The sequence below is a fragment of the Facklamia sp. P12937 genome (assembly GCF_050409505.1).
Classification (GTDB): domain Bacteria; phylum Bacillota; class Bacilli; order Lactobacillales; family Aerococcaceae; genus Facklamia.
Map to the genome: position 1 here is coordinate 1 of NZ_JBNUPI010000004.1, position 16,317 is coordinate 16,317.

Below are 16,317 nucleotides of genomic sequence, written 5' to 3' on the forward strand. Positions count from 1 at the left end.
AACAAAGACAAACCCTGTATGAGTCATCCTCAAAGAAGGGTTTGTCTTCAGTCTGAAGCTGGCTAATGGCCAGCTTTTTTGATTGTATAAATGAATTCGTTTACTTAATTTTTATTAGAAATTCCTCTTGAAATCCTCATGCAATTTTAATAAAATAAACCTACTTTATTTTCTGGAGGGATTAGTATGAAGAAGAAAGATCTATTAGCTATTGGTTTTATGTTATTTGCCATGTTTTTTGGAGCAGGTAACTTAATCTTTCCAGTTGCTCTCGGCCACGAAGCAGGTCAGAGTTTATTACCAGCTATTTTAGGTTTCATCATTACCGGCGTCGGGTTGCCATTATTGTCGATGATTGTTGGCTCAAGTTTAAAAGGCGGTTATTTTAATGCTTTGAGTAAAATTAACTCTGTCTTTGCGATTGTTTTATTAACTTGTAACTATTTAATCATAGGGCCCTTGTTTGCTATTCCGCGGACGGCCACAACTACTTATGAGATGTCCGCTCTTCCATATATATCTAACGCTAATGGGATTACTTTAGCCCTATTTACCTTCGTCTTTTTTGGCCTTGTTTTGTGGATTTCATTAAATAAGAATTCGATAGTTGATGCGATTGGCAAGTGGCTGACGCCAGCTTTGTTAATTTCCTTAGTCATTTTTCTAGTAAGATCCTATTTCCTTTATCGAACAAATGAACCTTCTGCTCCGATGAAAATAGCATATCAAAACAATCCTTTGGCTGAAGGTTTTGTTAAGGGTTATGCTACTATGGACACACTTGCCACATTAGCCTTTGCTATTGTTGTTAAAAGTGCTTTTGAAACAAAAGGTGTCTTTGATCAAAAAACACTATTAAAAGAAGGAAGCAAGGCTTCATTAATTGCAGCAAGCTTATTGGGACTTTTCTACTTTGGTCTAGCATGGGTTGGTAATCATATTAGTCTAACAGAGGCTCTGCCTGAAGGTCAAAATCTTGGAACTTTTCTATTACAGACTATAGCAAATAATGCTATGGGGCAATCCGGTGTTGCTTTGTTAGGAATTATTGTCTTTTTAGCTTGTTTAACCACCGCTTGTGGCCTAGTAGCAGCAATTAGTCAGTTTTTTCATGATCTATACCCTAAGATTTCCTATCAAAATCATGTTATCATAATGACTGCTGTGTCATGGTTAATGGCCAATCAAGGATTGGATCAAATTATAGCGACTAGTGGTCCTGTTTTAGAGATAATTTATCCTGTCACTATGTCTCTTATTTTCCTTGTCATCTTACATAAAGTGCGACCACTTAACAGAATGCAATTTTTATTACCTCTACTGTTCGTCTTATTAGTTAGCTTTTTTTCTGTTCTATTGAACGCTAAAGTCATCGAGTGGAAGTGGCTTGTAGATATGCCCCTAGTAAAAATTGGCTTTGCATGGATTCCAACTCTCGTCCTTGGAACTTTAGTCAGTGTTATTTTTGTCGACCGTTCCCAAAGCTTAGACTTTACTGTCTAAAGAAATTAAAGCATTTGCCTAATAAAATTTTTAATAATTTATTTTCAAATTAACATTTCAATAAAGTGATAAAAAAATGCTGGACTTAGATCCAGTATTTTTTTATTGAATTTTTTGATCTAGAGAATGCACAATCTATAATTACTTAATTCATTGAAATAAAGTCGTTCTTATCCAATAAAGATTGTGAAGAAAATCAAAGAAAAGAAACTATTTAAATGAATAATATGCTCAACAAAAAAATAAAGGTCGTTCATATTTATTTATTCACAATATAAATAAAATATTAACCAAAAATTAACTAAAAAATTTCACTAAATAAATCAATAAATTTTTTGATAGTTACTCATATTATATTTTAGAGCAAAATAAAAATTTTAAAAGATAGCTGTATGTCAATAAAGAAAGCGTTGACAAATAAACAGGTAAAAGGTAGACTGAAAATATGAATCCGCTTGCAACGGAATGAATATTTATGGAAGGAGGATAATGGGTAAGTTATTGTTATCTGGTCTTTGTGAAAAACTTCACTTTTAAGAGAGTTGATTTTTCAAATAAATAAAGGAGCAATTATGATGAAAAGAAAATTAGGATTATTTACGTTATTGTTAATGGGCGTATTTTTATTAGTAGGCTGTTCTGGTGGAGGAAGTGGCGAAACTTTAACAGTTGCTGTATCTGGGGATGCAATTTCACTCGATCCGATTGCCACCAATGATAACCAGTCCAGTCATGTTATGACTCAAATATATGAGGGATTAGTTAAAATCAATGATGAGGGTAAGGCAGAACCTAGCTTGGCTGAAAGTTTTGATCAACCTGATGAAACAACATACGTTTTTAAATTAAAACAAGGGATCAAATTCCATAATGGAGAAGAATTAAAGGCATCTGACGTTGTTTTTTCTCTAAAACGTGCGATTGAAGCACCAAACGTGAAGCACTTATTCGAAACAATCGATATTGACTCTGTAAAAGCTACTGATGACTATACAGTAGAATTTAAACAAACTGAGCCGTTTTCTGGTATTTTAGCTGCTTTATGCCACCCTGGTGCATATATCGTAAATGAAAAAGCAGTAAACGAAGCAGGTAATGATTACGCACGTAATCCTGTAGGAACTAACGCTGTGAAATTTGTTAAGTGGACCAAGGCAGATTCTGTTGAAATGGAACGTTTTGATGATTACCATGGGGAAAAAACTGAATACAAGAATTTAATTTTCCGTGTAATCCCTGAACCAAGTAACCGTGTGATTGAGTTGGAATCTGGTGGGGTAGATATTGCTTATGACATCTCAGCAATTGATCTTGAGAAGGTTGAAAACAATGATAAATTACAATTATTGAAATCTTTTGACTATGGGACAACTTATTTAGGATTTAATATTGCTAAAGAACCATTTAATGATCCAAAAGTTCGTGAAGCGATTTCTTATGCAATTGACATTGATTCGATCGTTAAAGCTGTATTTAAAGGATTAGGTCAAACAGCTACAGGTGTAATGTCACCTACGTTAGCTTATTCTATCTCTGATGAATATGAGCCACGTGCACGCGACGTTGAAAAAGCGAAAGAATTACTAGAAGAAGCTGGTTTCCCAGATGGCTTTGAAACTTCTATTTCAACTAATGAAAACAAAGACCGGATTGATATGGCAACTGCTATGAAGGAACAATTATCAGAAGTAGGTATTGATGTTTCAATAAACGTATTAGAATGGTCAGCATTTAACGAGTTAATTAAGAATGGTAAACACGATATGTTTGAAATTGCATGGACAGCAGATTCTCCAGACCCAGATACTTTCTTATATCCATGCTTCCACTCTTCAGCTAAAGGTGAAGGCGGTAACTACATCTATCTTGAAGATGATGAGTTAGATAAGATGTTAGAAGAAGCCCGTTTCTCTCAAGATGATGAGGAGCGTGCAGACCTTTACCGTCAAGCACAAGAACATTTAATGGATATCACAGCTTGGATTCCAGAGCACAATAAAGAATTGACAGTGGGTGCTCAAAAAGATGTTAAAAATATTAAACTTTCTCCATTTGGATGGTATCAATTAGCGCCGGTAACTAAGGGAGAAAAATAGTTCATTGTATTCTAGAGGAGATGGAAACATCTCCTCTATCTAAAGAAGAGGGTGCGTTAAAACATGCTAAAATATATATTAAAAAGGCTACTGTATTTAATTCCTGTCATTTTAGGCGTCTCTTTTATTGTATTTGCTTTGCTTTATATCACTCCAGGAGATCCTGCACGAAATGCTTTAGGACCTTCTGCTTCTGAGGCAGCAGTTAAGGCTTTAAGACTAGAAATGGGATTAGAAGATCCGTTCTTAGTACAATTTGGTCGTTACATTAAGAATGTATTTACTAAATTAGATTTAGGAACTTCCTATATTACTAAGTCTTCAGTTGCAGCTGAGATTTTTAACCGAGCAGGTGCTACAATAAAATTAGCATTTCTTTCCATTTCTTTTGCTGTTCTATTAGGTATTCCAATTGGAATTATCTGTGCGATTAAACAGTATTCTATTTTTGATAATATCGCTATGGTTTTTGCTTTAATTGGTATTTCAATGCCAGTATTCTGGTTAGGACTTTTACTTATTATGTTATTCTCTGTTAGACTAGGCTGGTTCCCATCATCAGGATTTTCAATGCCATCTCAGATGGTTCTTCCTGCTGTTGCCTTGGGATCCCAGTCCGTTTCGGTTATTACGCGGATGACTCGATCTTCAATGCTGGAAGTTATTCGACAAGACTATATTCAAACAGCAAAAGCCAAGGGTCAGCGGCAAAATGTTGTCGTTTGGAAGCATGCGCTTGGAAACGCCTTGATTCCAATCATTACAATTGTCGGTACTCAGTTTGGTCAGCTTATGGGGGGAGCCTTAATGACAGAGGTAATCTTCTCAATTCCTGGTATTGGTCGTTTGATGGTTGACTCCATCAAGATGCGTGATATGCCGATGGTTCTGGGATGTGTTCTCTTTGTGGCGGTAACCTTTAGTATTGTTAACTTAATTGTGGATATCCTATATACCTATGTTGACCCACGAATTAAGACAAAATATGTGTAAGGGGGTATCAACATGGAAAATTCTAAATTAAACTCTGAAAAAGATGAAGTAGCTGAATTAGACCGTAATCAGATAGTTAGCGGAATGGAAGAAGAGCATTCAGTTGTAAAGGACCATTATCTGAAAGAGCAAGAACATAAGCGTGGTCGCTTCCGTGGTCTGCAAGACATTTGGATTCGTATGAAACGTAATAAATTGGCAATGGTGGGTCTCTTTATTATTGGACTTTTGGTATTAGTGGCTATTTTTGCAGATCAGATTGCTCCTTATGGTTTTGCTGAACAAAACCTACAAAATCAATTTGCACCACCCAGTTCAGAACATCTATTTGGAACAGATGATTTGGGTCGTGATATTTTTTCTAGGGTTATTTATGGATCAAGAATTTCCCTAAAAGTTGGATTTATTTCGGTATCGATTTCACTGATTATTGGTGTAGCGATTGGAGCAGTGACAGGTTATTATGGTGGTCGAGTAGATAATATGCTTATGCGCTTTATTGATATTCTACAATCGATACCAGATATTCTATTAGCGATTGCTATTATGGCAGCTTTAGGGCCCGGATTGGCAAACCTTATGATTGCTGTGGGGATTGCAGCTATTCCCGGTTATGCGCGTTTAGTACGCTCCTCTGTGCTTTCTATTCGTGATATGGAATTTGTGGAAGCAGCTAAAGCAAATGGTTCGAGTGATTTTAGAATTATCTTAAAACATATCATTCCAAACTGTATGGCACCGATTATTGTTCAAGCGACCCTCGGGGTTGCCTATGCAATTATTAATGCTGCTGGTTTAAGTTTTATCGGTTTAGGATTAGAGCCACCAACACCAGAGTGGGGAGCTATGTTATCAGGTGGTCGTTCTTACATTCGAGATGCTGTACATATGACCCTCTTCCCAGGACTGGCTATTGTTACAACGATTTTTGCATTAAATGTCTTAGGGGATGGTCTGCGTGATGCACTCGATCCTAAGCTGAAGCGCTAGGGGGAAAGATTATGGTGGAATTATTAGACTTACGAAATGTTAGTGTACAATATGAGACAGATTCAGGAACTGTATACGCAGTTAATAATTTGAATCTGTCAATCGGTAAGAAAGAGACCTTGGGGTTAGTTGGAGAAACTGGTGCAGGAAAAACAACAACGGCTTTAGCTATTATGCAATTAATTCAAGATCCTCCTGGTAAGATTACCTCAGGTGAAATCTTACTTGAAGATCAAGACTTAATGAATGTTAAAGAAAAGGATATGTTCAATATCCGAGGCAATAAAATTTCGATGATTTTCCAAGATCCAATGACTTCATTAAATCCGATAATGACCGTTGGAGATCAAATTAAGGAAGTTATCGAACTCCATCAAGATCTTACTAAAGAAGAAACCGTTGCAAAAGCAGAAGAAATGTTAGAGTTAGTTGGAATCCGTAAAGAAAGATTGAATGACTATCCACATCAATTCTCTGGTGGTATGAAGCAGCGGGTGGTTATTGCGATGGCTCTTGCATGTAATCCGGAATTAATTATTGCCGATGAACCGACAACGGCTCTCGATGTAACCATTCAAGCACAAGTACTAGAATTAATGAAAGATTTAAAAGATAAATACGATACATCAATGATTTTAATCACTCACGATTTAGGTGTAGTCGCTGAAATTTGCGACTATGTATCGGTTATTTATGCCGGTACGATTGTGGAACATGCTTCTGTTGAGAGTTTATATGAAGAACCACTGCATCCTTATACGCGAGGTTTGTTTGATTCCATTCCAAGTGCCGATGAAGATGTGGATAAATTAAAAGTCATTTCTGGCTCAACACCGGACCCTTCGGATTTACCGTCAGGCTGTCGCTTCCATCCAAGATGTAAACATTGCATGGAAATTTGTAAGTATAAATTTCCAGAATATCGTGAAGTAAAACCTGGTCACTATGTAGCTTGTCATTTATATAACCAGGAAGGGGGAGAAAACCTTGACTAACAATAATCAAGAAGCATTGATTAGTGTGCGTAATCTTAAAAAATATTTCCCCACTAAAGCCGGTGATTTAAAAGCGGTTGATAATATTAGTTTTGATATTAAAAAAGGTGAGACTTTGGGTCTAGTGGGTGAGTCTGGTTGTGGAAAGTCTACGGCAGGACGTGCCATTATTCGTTTACATGAACCAACGGCCGGTGAGATTTACCTTGAAGGTAAGAACATTATGGAATACAAGGGCTTGAAAGAAATGCGCTTGATGCGTCAAGAGATGCAAATAGTTTTTCAAGACCCTTACTCTTCTCTTAATCCAAGGATGTCCACTTTTGACTTAATAGCTGAGCCCTTACGTGTTAATAAATTGACAAGAAACCAGGCTGAATTAGAGCAAAAAGTGTATAAAATGATGGAGACGGTAGGTCTAGCTAGACGGTTAGCAGGTTCATTCCCACATGAATTAGATGGCGGACGGCGTCAAAGAATTGGTATTGCTAGGGCACTTATTCTTCAACCGAAGTTTCTTGTTTTAGATGAACCGGTTTCTGCCTTGGATGTTTCCATTCAGGCTCAAATCTTAAACTTGATGGATCAACTGCAAGAGGAATTTGGTCTGACTTATCTCTTTATTTCACATGACTTATCAGTTGTTCGGCATATTTCTGACCGGATTGCTGTTATGTATCTTGGTCAGATCGTGGAATTAGGTACTTATGATCGGATTTTTGAAAATCCATTACATCCTTATACGAGAGCTTTACTTTCAGCTATTCCGATTCCAAAAGTTGGAGTTAAACGAGAGCGGATTTTCTTAGAAGGAGATGTACCAAGTCCGGTGAACCCTCCAGAGGGTTGTCGTTTTGCTGGTAGATGTAAACACTGTATGGAGATTTGTAAGACAACTCCAGTTGAACTCAGAGAAGTTGAACCGGGTCACTTTGTGGCATGTCACTTATACAATGATATTAAATTTGCAAAGTCGGTAGAATTTCCTGAAGAACAGATGAAATTGATTTAAATTAATATCCCTTCTAAAACACCTCTGTAATAGGTAGTTAGAAGGGATTTTTATAATGATTTTATTTCATTAAGCAATAGTTGATTTGTTTCTTTTGGAAATTACCTTTCATATAAGCGTAGTTAAAAGCTTTATTCTCATAAAAGCTTTCTAAGTCAGAGGATTTATGCGAAGGAGATGTTTGAGCCAATCAATTCATAGTTTTTTCGTAATTATTGAAGATAATAAATTTTTATCTTGACAAGTTAACTTTGCAAATATACAATTTAAGAAAAGTAAACATGGCAAAGGGGAGATAAACTTGGAAAAAGATGATTTTTTAAAGCTGGCTCAAAAGGAAAAAAAAGATGAGGGAGAGATTTTTGTTAATGATAAATCGAGCGTTTGGATTTCGAGGGCATTAATTGGTATCGCTGCATTTATTTCCGCTATTAAAGAATCGCAGAATCTCCCTTTTTTGGATATTCTTGCCATGCTGTGTCTTTCAATTGGGGTAGGAGAATTATATAAATACTTTGCAAGGAAAGAAATAAAATATTTATTTTTGTTTATCCTATTGTTTACAGTGGGATTAGTTGCAATAGTGTTTTTTTTAAAGGATCTTTATTATGGATGAAAAGTTAAAACTAAAGAATAATCTAAAAGGTTTACGAAAAGAATTAAAACTAACCCAAGAAGAATTGGCAAAAATGGTTGGAGTATCTCGAAATACTATTTCCTCAATAGAAACAGGTCAGTATAACCCAACTGCAAAATTGGCCTATTTACTATGTTTAGCACTCGATAAGAAATTTGAAGAAATTTTTTATCTATCTACTGGAGATAATTAATACGATATTTTAATCAAAATTTATTCTTAACTAAGATTTTATAGAATATAGTTTAAAATGTAGGTAAAATCTGTAGAGTTTCCAGCAGATAAATGAAATTGATTTAAATAAGAACCCTCTTAAACACCTTATCATGTTGTTTTAAGAGGGTTTTAGATTTTGAATATTTTACTAATTGAGACAGTAGTTAATTTCTTTGTTTTCGAAATCACCATTGGCATAGCTATATTCAAAGGCCTTAAATGCTTTAAAGGTATTTAAATCTAAAGATTTTGTTTGTAGTAAATAGTTGAGTAGAGCTCCTCTCAATTTTTTACTGGTGGCTGAAGGTGCCTTTTTACCTAATTCTATATCTTTATAGAAGTTAATCTGGATGAGTTGCATTTTTTTAGGGTCTAGTAAAGAAGCAAACTCATTAGAAGCGAGATTAATGACGGTTTGTTCTTCGAACACATTATTGTAAAGAGGTTTCCACAAGCTTTTTAAGCTTTGATTTTTGATTTTTAGCGAGGTATTAAAGTCTAAACGGTAGGGATTGATTGGTTGAATGGGAGAGATTGGCCCATATAAAGCAGACAGAATTTTCAGATGGTCAATGGCATAGTTCAAGTCAATTTTATCCCATTCGATTTGCCGAAAGGCTAGACCTTGATAGACTTGATAAGCCTGACGAGCTGTTTTTTCATTAATGACTTGATAACGATGATAGATATCTTGAGCAAGCTCAGCTGAGCATTTAAAGAGTTTTTCTAACTCAGTCGTATCTTTTAAGGCAAGCTCTTTAATAATGGCTTGGACGGGATCTGATTGAGGAATTAAATCATTACCGGCTACTGTATCCATCTCTTTACTGGGGGAGAAAATAATTAAAGTCATAGGCACACTCCTTTATTGGGCTTTAGCAACGGATGAAGCTTTTGGTAATTCAAAGCTAGGAAAATGTAGTTCGAATTGACCAATAATTGTTGATGAAACTAAAGTGGTAATAAAAGAAAAGATCAGGTGTTGTGGAGCAATATATAGCAGTGAAAGTAATAAAACCACGCCATCTGTTAACAAATAGGCTTTTGTAATTGATACGTAGGCCCTCTCAGAAATAACCATTGCCAAAGCATCATCGCCCCCTGCGGCACAACCTTGACTGATACATAAACCACATCCTACGCCGATTGCAATTCCACCAAGAATTGCTGCTAAGAGAGGTTGGTTATAAAGGCTCGGAAAAACGGGCCCAACCCAAAGACAAAGGCGATAGAAAACAGCAAATAGAAAGGATGCGTGAATGGCACGGCGAATAAAATCTTTACCTAATAAGGATAAGCCAATAAGGTAGCAGCTAATATCTGCTAAAAAACTTAATTTAGATGGCTCCCAGCCAAAGAAATGATAGCAGAAGAGAACTAAACCAATGACACCCCCTTCTGTAATTTTAGCGGGTATATGAATGTTCACCAAGCCAAAAGCCATGATAAAGGCTCCTAATGCAATAACCAATATTTCTTTTTTACTTAATAAAAAGCGACTCAAAAAGCGCTTAAGCATATTTACACTCCTAATTTTTATTACACGAAGTCTCATTAGGACACAAAAAAAGACTGCTTGTGTCGTAGGCTAACCTCGTACGGCAATCTTAAGATGGTATGGATGCTTTTTTTGTTTGCTAATTTTTCTTTTGGTAAAACTCTGAGCTTCTAGTAATCTTTTTAGCCTTTGCAGACTCTACATCAGGTTTCAACTAGGCTCTTTATCGACGATATAAGCATCAGATAAACCCTACTGATCGAAATGAACGAACCAGTATCCATCGTAAAACGATACTATAAAAATTATAGCACGAACTAGGAATTTGGCAAATAAAATTACCCTTTTAAAATTATTGCTTTTCTTAAAAGTTTAGCTTGCCTAACAAAATAGAATAGGGTAAACTAAGATTTAAAGGAAATGAAGTACTTCCTATTTACCTTCAGCAAGGTAGATAAACCGCTAATTAGCTGATGACTTCTGTATGCTTTTTTGGCATACAGAAGTTTTTGTATTTTAAAGGAGGAGAAGCAATGTTGTGGAGTTTAGGGCTTGTCTTGATATTGGGATGGTTGTTTGGAAAACTATTCGAAAAAATTAACTTACCAAAACTGTTAGCCTATTTGGTATTAGGTATTTGTTTAGGTCCAAATGTTTTCAATTTATTATCTGGTGAATTAACACATTTGGCGGGAGAAATTCGTCAAATTGCTTTGATGATTATTTTGATTAGAGCTGGACTAACTTTAAAATTTTCGGATTTAATTAAAGTAGGAAGACCAGCTATTTTAATGTGTTTTTTACCTGCAATTTGTGAAATTTTAGCTATTGGTTTGATTGGACCTTATCTTTTAAACATATCTTATGTTGATTCATTTTTATTAGCTAGTGTACTGGCGGCTGTATCACCTGCGGTATTAGTACCGAGAATGGTGGGGTTAATTGACCGAGGATTAGGAACTAAACAGGCCATTCCTCAAATGATTTTAGCAGGCGGGACAGCAGATGATATTTTAATTTTTGTATTATTTGCAGCCTTTATGCAATTAGCTCAAGGTCAAGGTGTTTCAGCATCAACGGTATTATCTGCACCTATTTCAGTAGTCACAGGAATATTTTTGGGGTTTTTAGTGGGGCATAGCTTAAGTTATTTCTTAAACCGCTATCAGTGGGAAGGGCAACAAGCTTTAATTGTCTCTTTAGCTATTTCTTTTTTAGTTCTTGGTTTAGAGAGCTTATTAACTGACATCCTGCCTTATTCAGGTGTGCTTGCTGTTTTAGTGATTTTCCTAATTGTGCAAAAGAAAGCGCCGCAAAGGGCTGTCACTTTAACAGCCTCGTATCAAAAAATTTGGCAGTTTGCTGAAATTTTCCTCTTTGTCTTCCTAGGAGTGATTGTCAATCCGAGTTTAGCCTTAGAAGCGGGCTGGCCGATAGTAATCATTATTGTAATAGGCCTTATTTTCCGTATGTTGGGGGTTGCTTTATCCATTTTAAAGACACCATTTGCAAAGAAAGAGCGTTATTTTATTATGGGAGCTTATTTACCAAAAGCTACGGTTCAAGCTTCCCTCGGTGGACTCCCATTAATGGCTGGTATTGCTAGTGGTTCTTTAATTTTAATAGCCGCCACTGTATCTATTTTAATAACAGCTCCATTAGGCGCTATCTTTATTGATTATTTTGCGCCGCTTTGGTTAGAACATGAGGATACTTCAGTCAAATAATTAGCACAAAAAGCCATCATGATCTGTTGTGGTACTGCACCCCATAAATGGGACAGAATAAAGAACACCTTTGTTAGGCTGTTTGTTGTCGGTATTGAACCGGTGACACCTAGCCTAATTTTTGTTGAACTCGCTTATGATTAACAGTTTTTTCTGTTTATAAGTTGATTAAATGGGTGATTTTACGGTAACCATAGGTGAAAGGCTGTTTCTTACATAATTGTCCAATTTTAATTTTCCCTTCATTTTCTAGGTTAGCATTTATACGAACTTTCCAACGATAATAAGTAGATCGAGCGGATCCCTAAGCAGGAGAGGATTAAACTCACCGAATCATGCGGTTTTAAACTTTCAACCGTTTCGACGACCACTTTTGGTACCCACTCCTCTTCAACTCTTTGTGTTTTTTTAGGACATCCATCGCTGCTTGATGACGTTTCAATTCAATACATTTCCATTTTGTTTCTGCAGAGTAAGCTAGGTGATTAACCCTAATCAAACACCTCCATTAAATTCATTTCACACGAATTCAACGGAGGTGTTTTTATGTTTGGCTCACTATTTGGGGGCAGTGCCTTATTAGATCTGATGGCTTTTATAATTTAATAATTTCTGCTTAGTCGGTGGTTAGTTCACCAGGCCAAGAAGGTGCTCCAGGTGTAACATTAGTCACTTGATAATCCATTTTAGATAAGAATTGGCTAGCCCTTTTAGAACGTCCACCCGAGTGGCATACTAAATAGTATTCTTTATCTTGATTAAGAGATGTATATTCATTTGGGAGCTGATTCAAGGGGATGTTTTTAGATCCAGGGATATGTCCTTCTTGGAATTCAGCTTCACCTCGAACATCAATAATATTAAGCGATTTTTCCTGAGATTTTTGATAAAGTTCTTCAATGGAAATCGTTGGGAACATGGTATCTTCCTTTCTGTTTGACATATAAAAGTGATTTTTTATAAATAAGTGGTAGTTTAAGCCAATAAATTATATACTTAACATACCCGGTAGGGTATATTAAACATCAATGCAAAAGATTTGTCAAGTTTTAAAATTTAAGAACAAATACATAAGAGGAGTTTATCATGCATAAAGATAATAATAAGAAAAACCTACTTAATCGTTTAAAACGAGCAGAAGGTCAATTAAGAGGGGTCCAAAAGATGTTAGAAGAGGACAGAGACTGTATGGATATAGTAACCCAACTAACTGCTATTCGTTCGAGTGTGGATCGTATTATGGGCATAATCATGGTTGAAAATTTAAAAGAATGTTTAACTACTGGTGATAAAGATTCAGAAAAGCAGAATCAACGACTAGAGCAAGCTATTTCGATGATTATAAAAAAATAGAGTGTGAGCTATCAAGTAATGAAAGCGAAAGATTTAGTTTTTAGTGAGACATAGATAGCATATTCTAAAAAAAGCTTATACAATAGTATCAGAAAGAGTACAGGAGGTTTTTTGCAAATGATGGAAGGAAAAACGCTTTATCAAACTAAAGTAGTTAATCGAGACGGTATTCAAGGCAAAACCTTTGTTGAAGATCCAGCAGGTTTTGAAGTTAAGGTTTCCAGTCCATTAAGTGAAATAGAAGGTAGTAATCCGGAGCAGCTTCTGGGAATGGCCATAGCAACTTGTCTAAATGCTACCATAGAAGCAGAAGAAATTCGTCGAGGGATTAAACACCAGACTCAAGTATCTGTCTTGGTCGAACTACACCAAGATAATCCCGGCTATCAATTTGTGGTTAAAGTTCAAATCTCTATGCCCCATGTTCAAGCAGATTTAGCTGATTCTATCGTAGAAGTTGCTCTTGAACGCTGTCCCATGCATAAGTTAATGAAAGCTAATGCTACTTACCAAGTTGTTATCAACTAAAAGTGTTCAATCGTTATGAATAAAAAATAAGGGAAAGGGTGTTAGCAATGAAGAAAATTTTACGACTTGGCCTGATGATGGTGACTGGCTTCAGTGGTATGGGGATGGTTCATTCTCCTCATCAAAGTTACTTTGCTCAAGGTGAGAATTTAGTCTTTGCCGAAGAAGCAGTAGATATTCAAGAAGTTCGACAAGCAATGGAACTGTGGCAAGAAACGGTACAATCCTATTCATTAGATGCTCCCCAATATACTATTGCTAGTTTACAGCAAATGGGGCCGGCTAATTTTGATACCTCCTATCATTGGATCATTCCAAAGCTTTACAATGATTATTATGAGAATCTTATTGAATATCAAAGTGTTGAAGAAGACGCGAATCATATTGGCAATTTAAGAGAAATATTTTCACATTCTTTTGGTCTAGAAAAGATGTTGTTAGCTGAATTAAGTTCAGCAGATCAAAAAGCTTTGAATCAATTACGTCTTTTCATAGTCAGTGCGATTATGGAATCTTATCAAGCCGGTATCAATCAGAACTTACCGGGCTATTTTCTATTAGAGGGGACTGATTTTGCAAAAAACATTGTGAAATATTTAGCACTTGATGATCAACATCTCGACCAATTAATTCGCATCAGTCTAGCTTCTAGCTATGCACCAGAAGCCTATAGTTTTGGTTTTGGTGACGAGATGTTTACTATTCCTGAAGAGTTAGAGTATCCGAGTGAACAATATGAAATGTATACCATCACCAACGGAGCATTTGTACAAGATATTGGGGGAACGACTCCTTATTATTTCCATATTCCTTCTGGTAAAATCACAGAGGGTCACTTGGCTAGTCCTGAGCTACATCCTTTAGTAGCTTACGATTGGTCACAAGTATATGGTCGAGTGATTAATAATTATTACCCCAATTATCAAGTCCAGTCATTATCGACTGAAGCAAAAGAGCAATCATTAAATGGGTCATCAAAGCAAAAACAAGCATTGATGACAGCAGTCAGAGACTGGCAAGCAAAAATGGGTCAAAAATATGAGTTTGTCACTCCAGAGACGCCTATAGACTTCTTAGGTGGGGACCTTCCTTTAAAGTCAATGGTAATTCACTTAGATGGTCAGGAACGAAAGGCTCATTATCAAGCTGAACAGCTTATTAATGATGAAATCAATGTCTTAATGGCAATGACTGATATTCGTGATCAAGATAATCCTAGAGCGGAACGACATTTTTATTTATTTGTTGAAGATCAAGGAATCCCAAGAGTTTTGATTACCATGGAAGGACCTGACAATTTAGCGGTTCATCATTTTAAAGACACAGCCAATGTAGAACTTTATCAACTTTTTAAATCCATTTATTAAATCATTAGAAAAAGATAGCTTCTCTTTTGAAGCTGTCTTTTTATATAGTCACTGATTGGCTAATAAGATTGGCAAAGATATTAAGAAACAATATAATGAAGCCATTCAATAATCAATTAGGAGTGGGGAAATGGAAGTAGTAACAGTAACGGCTATCGGCGCTTTGTTAGGTCTATTATTGGTTATCTTATTAATCTTTAAAAAGTTTCCAGTTTTTTATGCTTTATTTATCGGCGCTTTATTCGGAGGATTATTAGGAGGAGCGAATCTAAGTGAAACCATCAGTCTCATGACAAATGGTGCGCAAGGCATGATTACCTCTATCTTAAGGATACTAGCAGCTGGAATCCTTGCAGGTGTTTTAATTAAGACAGGTTCGGCAGCTGCCATTGCCCATGCTATTATTAAGGGTTTGGGAAGCGAAAGAGCTTTATTAGCGATCGCACTTGCTACTATGATTTTAACTTTTGTGGGGGTTTTTATTGATATATCTGTCATAACGGTTGCGCCTATCGCTTTAGAGATTGGTAAAGAATTGGGTTATTCACGGACTGCACTTTTGATGGCTATGATTGGTGGCGGCAAATCAGGTAATATTATTTCACCAAATCCTAACTCTATTGCTGTTTCCGATGGTTTTGGTGTTTCCTTAACTCAAGTCATGTTAGCTGGTCTTATTCCAGCCTTGATTGGGGTGATGTTTACAGCTTGGCTAGCCAAACGATTAATTAATAAAGGCAGTCAAATTGAACAAACAGGAACTTCAAGAGACGATCAAACAGCAGAAAATTTACCTTATTTATGGAAAGCCTTGTCAGGACCTGTTTTAGCGATTGTTTTACTATCTTTACGCCCCTTGTTTAATATAATGATTGATCCTATGTTGGCTCTTCCTCTGGGAGGTCTTTTTGGCTTGATAATGGTGGGACATGTTAAGCACTTACAAGAATATACTCAATATGGTTTAAGTAAGATGATTAATGTGGCTATTATCCTTTTAGGAACAGGTTTAATCGCAGGAGTGATTACCAATTCTACTTTAGGAGATGTCCTTACTAATAGTCTAGACTCTTTAGGTTTACCTGCCTATCTTTTAGCACCTTTAGCAGGAATTTTTATGAGTGCGGCGACCGCTTCGACTACTTCAGGATCGGCAGTTGGCTCAGCTGTTTTTTCACCAACTATTCTCTCGTCAGGTGTTTCTCCTATCAGTGGAGCTGCTATGTTACACGCAGGGGCGACAGTATTAGACCATTTACCTCATGGTTCATTCTTCCACGCGACAGGAGGATCCGTATCAGCTGATTTTAAAGAATGTCTAAAACTAATTCCATATGAATCATTAGTAGGTTTCGTTTTAACTATTGTTTCAACCAGTATCTATGGCGTTTTAGGAGGTTAG

At 36.2% G+C, this 16,317-nt stretch carries 16 protein-coding genes and 1 riboswitch; of the genes, 13 read left to right on the forward strand and 3 right to left on the reverse strand.

Annotated elements, in window-relative coordinates:
- Nucleotides 1-186: 186 nt before the first annotated feature.
- From brnQ to ACQV2R_RS02225, 8 genes are all read left to right on the forward strand, one after another.
- Entirely contained in the window at nucleotides 187-1,503 is a 1,317-nt protein-coding gene (gene brnQ / locus ACQV2R_RS02190; RefSeq protein WP_428875067.1) for a branched-chain amino acid transport system II carrier protein, read from the forward strand.
- A 575-nt stretch (nucleotides 1,504-2,078) separates the two neighbouring features.
- On the forward strand, nucleotides 2,079-3,599 hold the full coding sequence (locus tag ACQV2R_RS02195) for an ABC transporter substrate-binding protein (RefSeq protein ID WP_428873075.1): 1,521 nt from the start codon (nucleotides 2,079-2,081) through the stop codon (nucleotides 3,597-3,599).
- 63 nt (nucleotides 3,600-3,662) lie between these two features.
- Nucleotides 3,663-4,592: an ABC transporter permease gene (locus ACQV2R_RS02200; protein WP_428873076.1), complete on the forward strand. Its 930-nt coding sequence runs from the start codon at nucleotides 3,663-3,665 to the stop codon at nucleotides 4,590-4,592.
- A 12-nt stretch (nucleotides 4,593-4,604) separates the two neighbouring features.
- Entirely contained in the window at nucleotides 4,605-5,582 is a 978-nt protein-coding gene (gene nikC / locus ACQV2R_RS02205; RefSeq protein ID WP_428891771.1) for a nickel transporter permease, read from the forward strand.
- Between the two features lie 11 nt (nucleotides 5,583-5,593).
- Nucleotides 5,594-6,577, forward strand: coding sequence for an ABC transporter ATP-binding protein (locus ACQV2R_RS02210; protein WP_428873078.1), 984 nt, complete (start codon nucleotides 5,594-5,596; stop codon nucleotides 6,575-6,577).
- Nucleotides 6,570-7,589: an ABC transporter ATP-binding protein gene (locus ACQV2R_RS02215; protein ID WP_428873079.1), complete on the forward strand. Its 1,020-nt coding sequence runs from the start codon at nucleotides 6,570-6,572 to the stop codon at nucleotides 7,587-7,589. Before ACQV2R_RS02210 ends, ACQV2R_RS02215 begins: the two co-directional genes overlap by 8 nt.
- 301 nt (nucleotides 7,590-7,890) lie before the next feature.
- Nucleotides 7,891-8,205, forward strand: coding sequence for a DUF6442 family protein (locus ACQV2R_RS02220; protein ID WP_428873080.1), 315 nt, complete (start codon nucleotides 7,891-7,893; stop codon nucleotides 8,203-8,205).
- Entirely contained in the window at nucleotides 8,198-8,419 is a 222-nt protein-coding gene (locus tag ACQV2R_RS02225) for a helix-turn-helix transcriptional regulator (protein ID WP_090289833.1), read from the forward strand. Before ACQV2R_RS02220 ends, ACQV2R_RS02225 begins: the two co-directional genes overlap by 8 nt.
- Nucleotides 8,420-8,590: 171 nt before the next feature.
- Here the strand turns inward: ACQV2R_RS02225 and ACQV2R_RS02230 are convergent, their stop codons facing one another.
- Both ACQV2R_RS02230 and ACQV2R_RS02235 read right to left on the reverse strand, forming a co-directional pair.
- Nucleotides 8,591-9,295 (reverse strand): YaaA family protein, encoded by a 705-nt coding sequence (locus tag ACQV2R_RS02230; protein WP_428876232.1) that lies wholly within the window; start codon nucleotides 9,293-9,295, stop codon nucleotides 8,591-8,593.
- 12 nt (nucleotides 9,296-9,307) lie between these two features.
- Nucleotides 9,308-9,961: a YitT family protein gene (locus tag ACQV2R_RS02235; protein WP_428876233.1), complete on the reverse strand. Its 654-nt coding sequence runs from the start codon at nucleotides 9,959-9,961 to the stop codon at nucleotides 9,308-9,310.
- A 386-nt stretch (nucleotides 9,962-10,347) separates the two neighbouring features.
- A riboswitch (Fluoride riboswitch) is annotated at nucleotides 10,348-10,430 on the forward strand.
- A 43-nt stretch (nucleotides 10,431-10,473) separates the two neighbouring features.
- Here ACQV2R_RS02235 and ACQV2R_RS02240 point away from each other — a divergent pair.
- Nucleotides 10,474-11,667, forward strand: a complete 1,194-nt coding sequence (locus tag ACQV2R_RS02240; protein ID WP_428876234.1) for a cation:proton antiporter — start codon at nucleotides 10,474-10,476, stop codon at nucleotides 11,665-11,667.
- Between the two features lie 616 nt (nucleotides 11,668-12,283).
- Here the strand turns inward: ACQV2R_RS02240 and ACQV2R_RS02245 are convergent.
- Nucleotides 12,284-12,586, reverse strand: a complete 303-nt coding sequence (locus ACQV2R_RS02245) for a rhodanese-like domain-containing protein (protein ID WP_428875062.1) — start codon at nucleotides 12,584-12,586, stop codon at nucleotides 12,284-12,286.
- Nucleotides 12,587-12,753: 167 nt separating this feature from the next.
- Here ACQV2R_RS02245 and ACQV2R_RS02250 point away from each other — a divergent pair, with 167 nt between their 5' ends.
- The 4 genes from ACQV2R_RS02250 to ACQV2R_RS02265 all read left to right on the forward strand — a co-directional run bounded on the left by ACQV2R_RS02250 (nucleotide 12,754) and on the right by ACQV2R_RS02265 (nucleotide 16,317).
- Nucleotides 12,754-13,020 carry a metal-sensitive transcriptional regulator gene (locus ACQV2R_RS02250; protein ID WP_428873085.1) on the forward strand — a complete coding sequence of 89 codons (267 nt, stop codon included), beginning with the start codon at nucleotides 12,754-12,756 and terminating at the stop codon, nucleotides 13,018-13,020.
- A 117-nt stretch (nucleotides 13,021-13,137) separates the two neighbouring features.
- Nucleotides 13,138-13,548, forward strand: coding sequence for an OsmC family protein (locus ACQV2R_RS02255; protein WP_428873086.1), 411 nt, complete (start codon nucleotides 13,138-13,140; stop codon nucleotides 13,546-13,548).
- A gap of 47 nt (nucleotides 13,549-13,595) precedes the next feature.
- Nucleotides 13,596-14,915 (forward strand): DUF4767 domain-containing protein, encoded by a 1,320-nt coding sequence (locus ACQV2R_RS02260; protein WP_428873087.1) that lies wholly within the window; start codon nucleotides 13,596-13,598, stop codon nucleotides 14,913-14,915.
- Between the two features lie 130 nt (nucleotides 14,916-15,045).
- Nucleotides 15,046-16,317, forward strand: coding sequence for a GntP family permease (locus ACQV2R_RS02265; RefSeq protein ID WP_428891772.1), 1,272 nt, complete (start codon nucleotides 15,046-15,048; stop codon nucleotides 16,315-16,317).

Excerpts from the sequence above, each read along its gene's own strand:
- brnQ (WP_428875067.1), top strand. The coding sequence starts at position 187 with ATGAAGAAGAAAGATCTATTAGCTATTGGTTTTATGTTATTTGCCATG.
- ACQV2R_RS02195 (WP_428873075.1), top strand. The coding sequence starts at position 2,079 with ATGAAAAGAAAATTAGGATTATTTACGTTATTGTTAATGGGCGTATTT.
- ACQV2R_RS02200 (WP_428873076.1), top strand. The coding sequence starts at position 3,663 with ATGCTAAAATATATATTAAAAAGGCTACTGTATTTAATTCCTGTCATT.
- nikC (WP_428891771.1), top strand. The coding sequence starts at position 4,605 with ATGGAAAATTCTAAATTAAACTCTGAAAAAGATGAAGTAGCTGAATTA.
- ACQV2R_RS02210 (WP_428873078.1), top strand. The coding sequence starts at position 5,594 with ATGGTGGAATTATTAGACTTACGAAATGTTAGTGTACAATATGAGACA.
- ACQV2R_RS02225 (WP_090289833.1), top strand. The coding sequence starts at position 8,198 with ATGGATGAAAAGTTAAAACTAAAGAATAATCTAAAAGGTTTACGAAAA.
- ACQV2R_RS02230 (WP_428876232.1), bottom strand. The coding sequence starts at position 9,295 with ATGACTTTAATTATTTTCTCCCCCAGTAAAGAGATGGATACAGTAGCC.
- ACQV2R_RS02235 (WP_428876233.1), bottom strand. The coding sequence starts at position 9,961 with ATGCTTAAGCGCTTTTTGAGTCGCTTTTTATTAAGTAAAAAAGAAATA.
- ACQV2R_RS02240 (WP_428876234.1), top strand. The coding sequence starts at position 10,474 with ATGTTGTGGAGTTTAGGGCTTGTCTTGATATTGGGATGGTTGTTTGGA.
- ACQV2R_RS02245 (WP_428875062.1), bottom strand. The coding sequence starts at position 12,586 with ATGTTCCCAACGATTTCCATTGAAGAACTTTATCAAAAATCTCAGGAA.
- ACQV2R_RS02250 (WP_428873085.1), top strand. The coding sequence starts at position 12,754 with ATGCATAAAGATAATAATAAGAAAAACCTACTTAATCGTTTAAAACGA.
- ACQV2R_RS02255 (WP_428873086.1), top strand. The coding sequence starts at position 13,138 with ATGATGGAAGGAAAAACGCTTTATCAAACTAAAGTAGTTAATCGAGAC.
- ACQV2R_RS02260 (WP_428873087.1), top strand. The coding sequence starts at position 13,596 with ATGAAGAAAATTTTACGACTTGGCCTGATGATGGTGACTGGCTTCAGT.
- ACQV2R_RS02265 (WP_428891772.1), top strand. The coding sequence starts at position 15,046 with ATGGAAGTAGTAACAGTAACGGCTATCGGCGCTTTGTTAGGTCTATTA.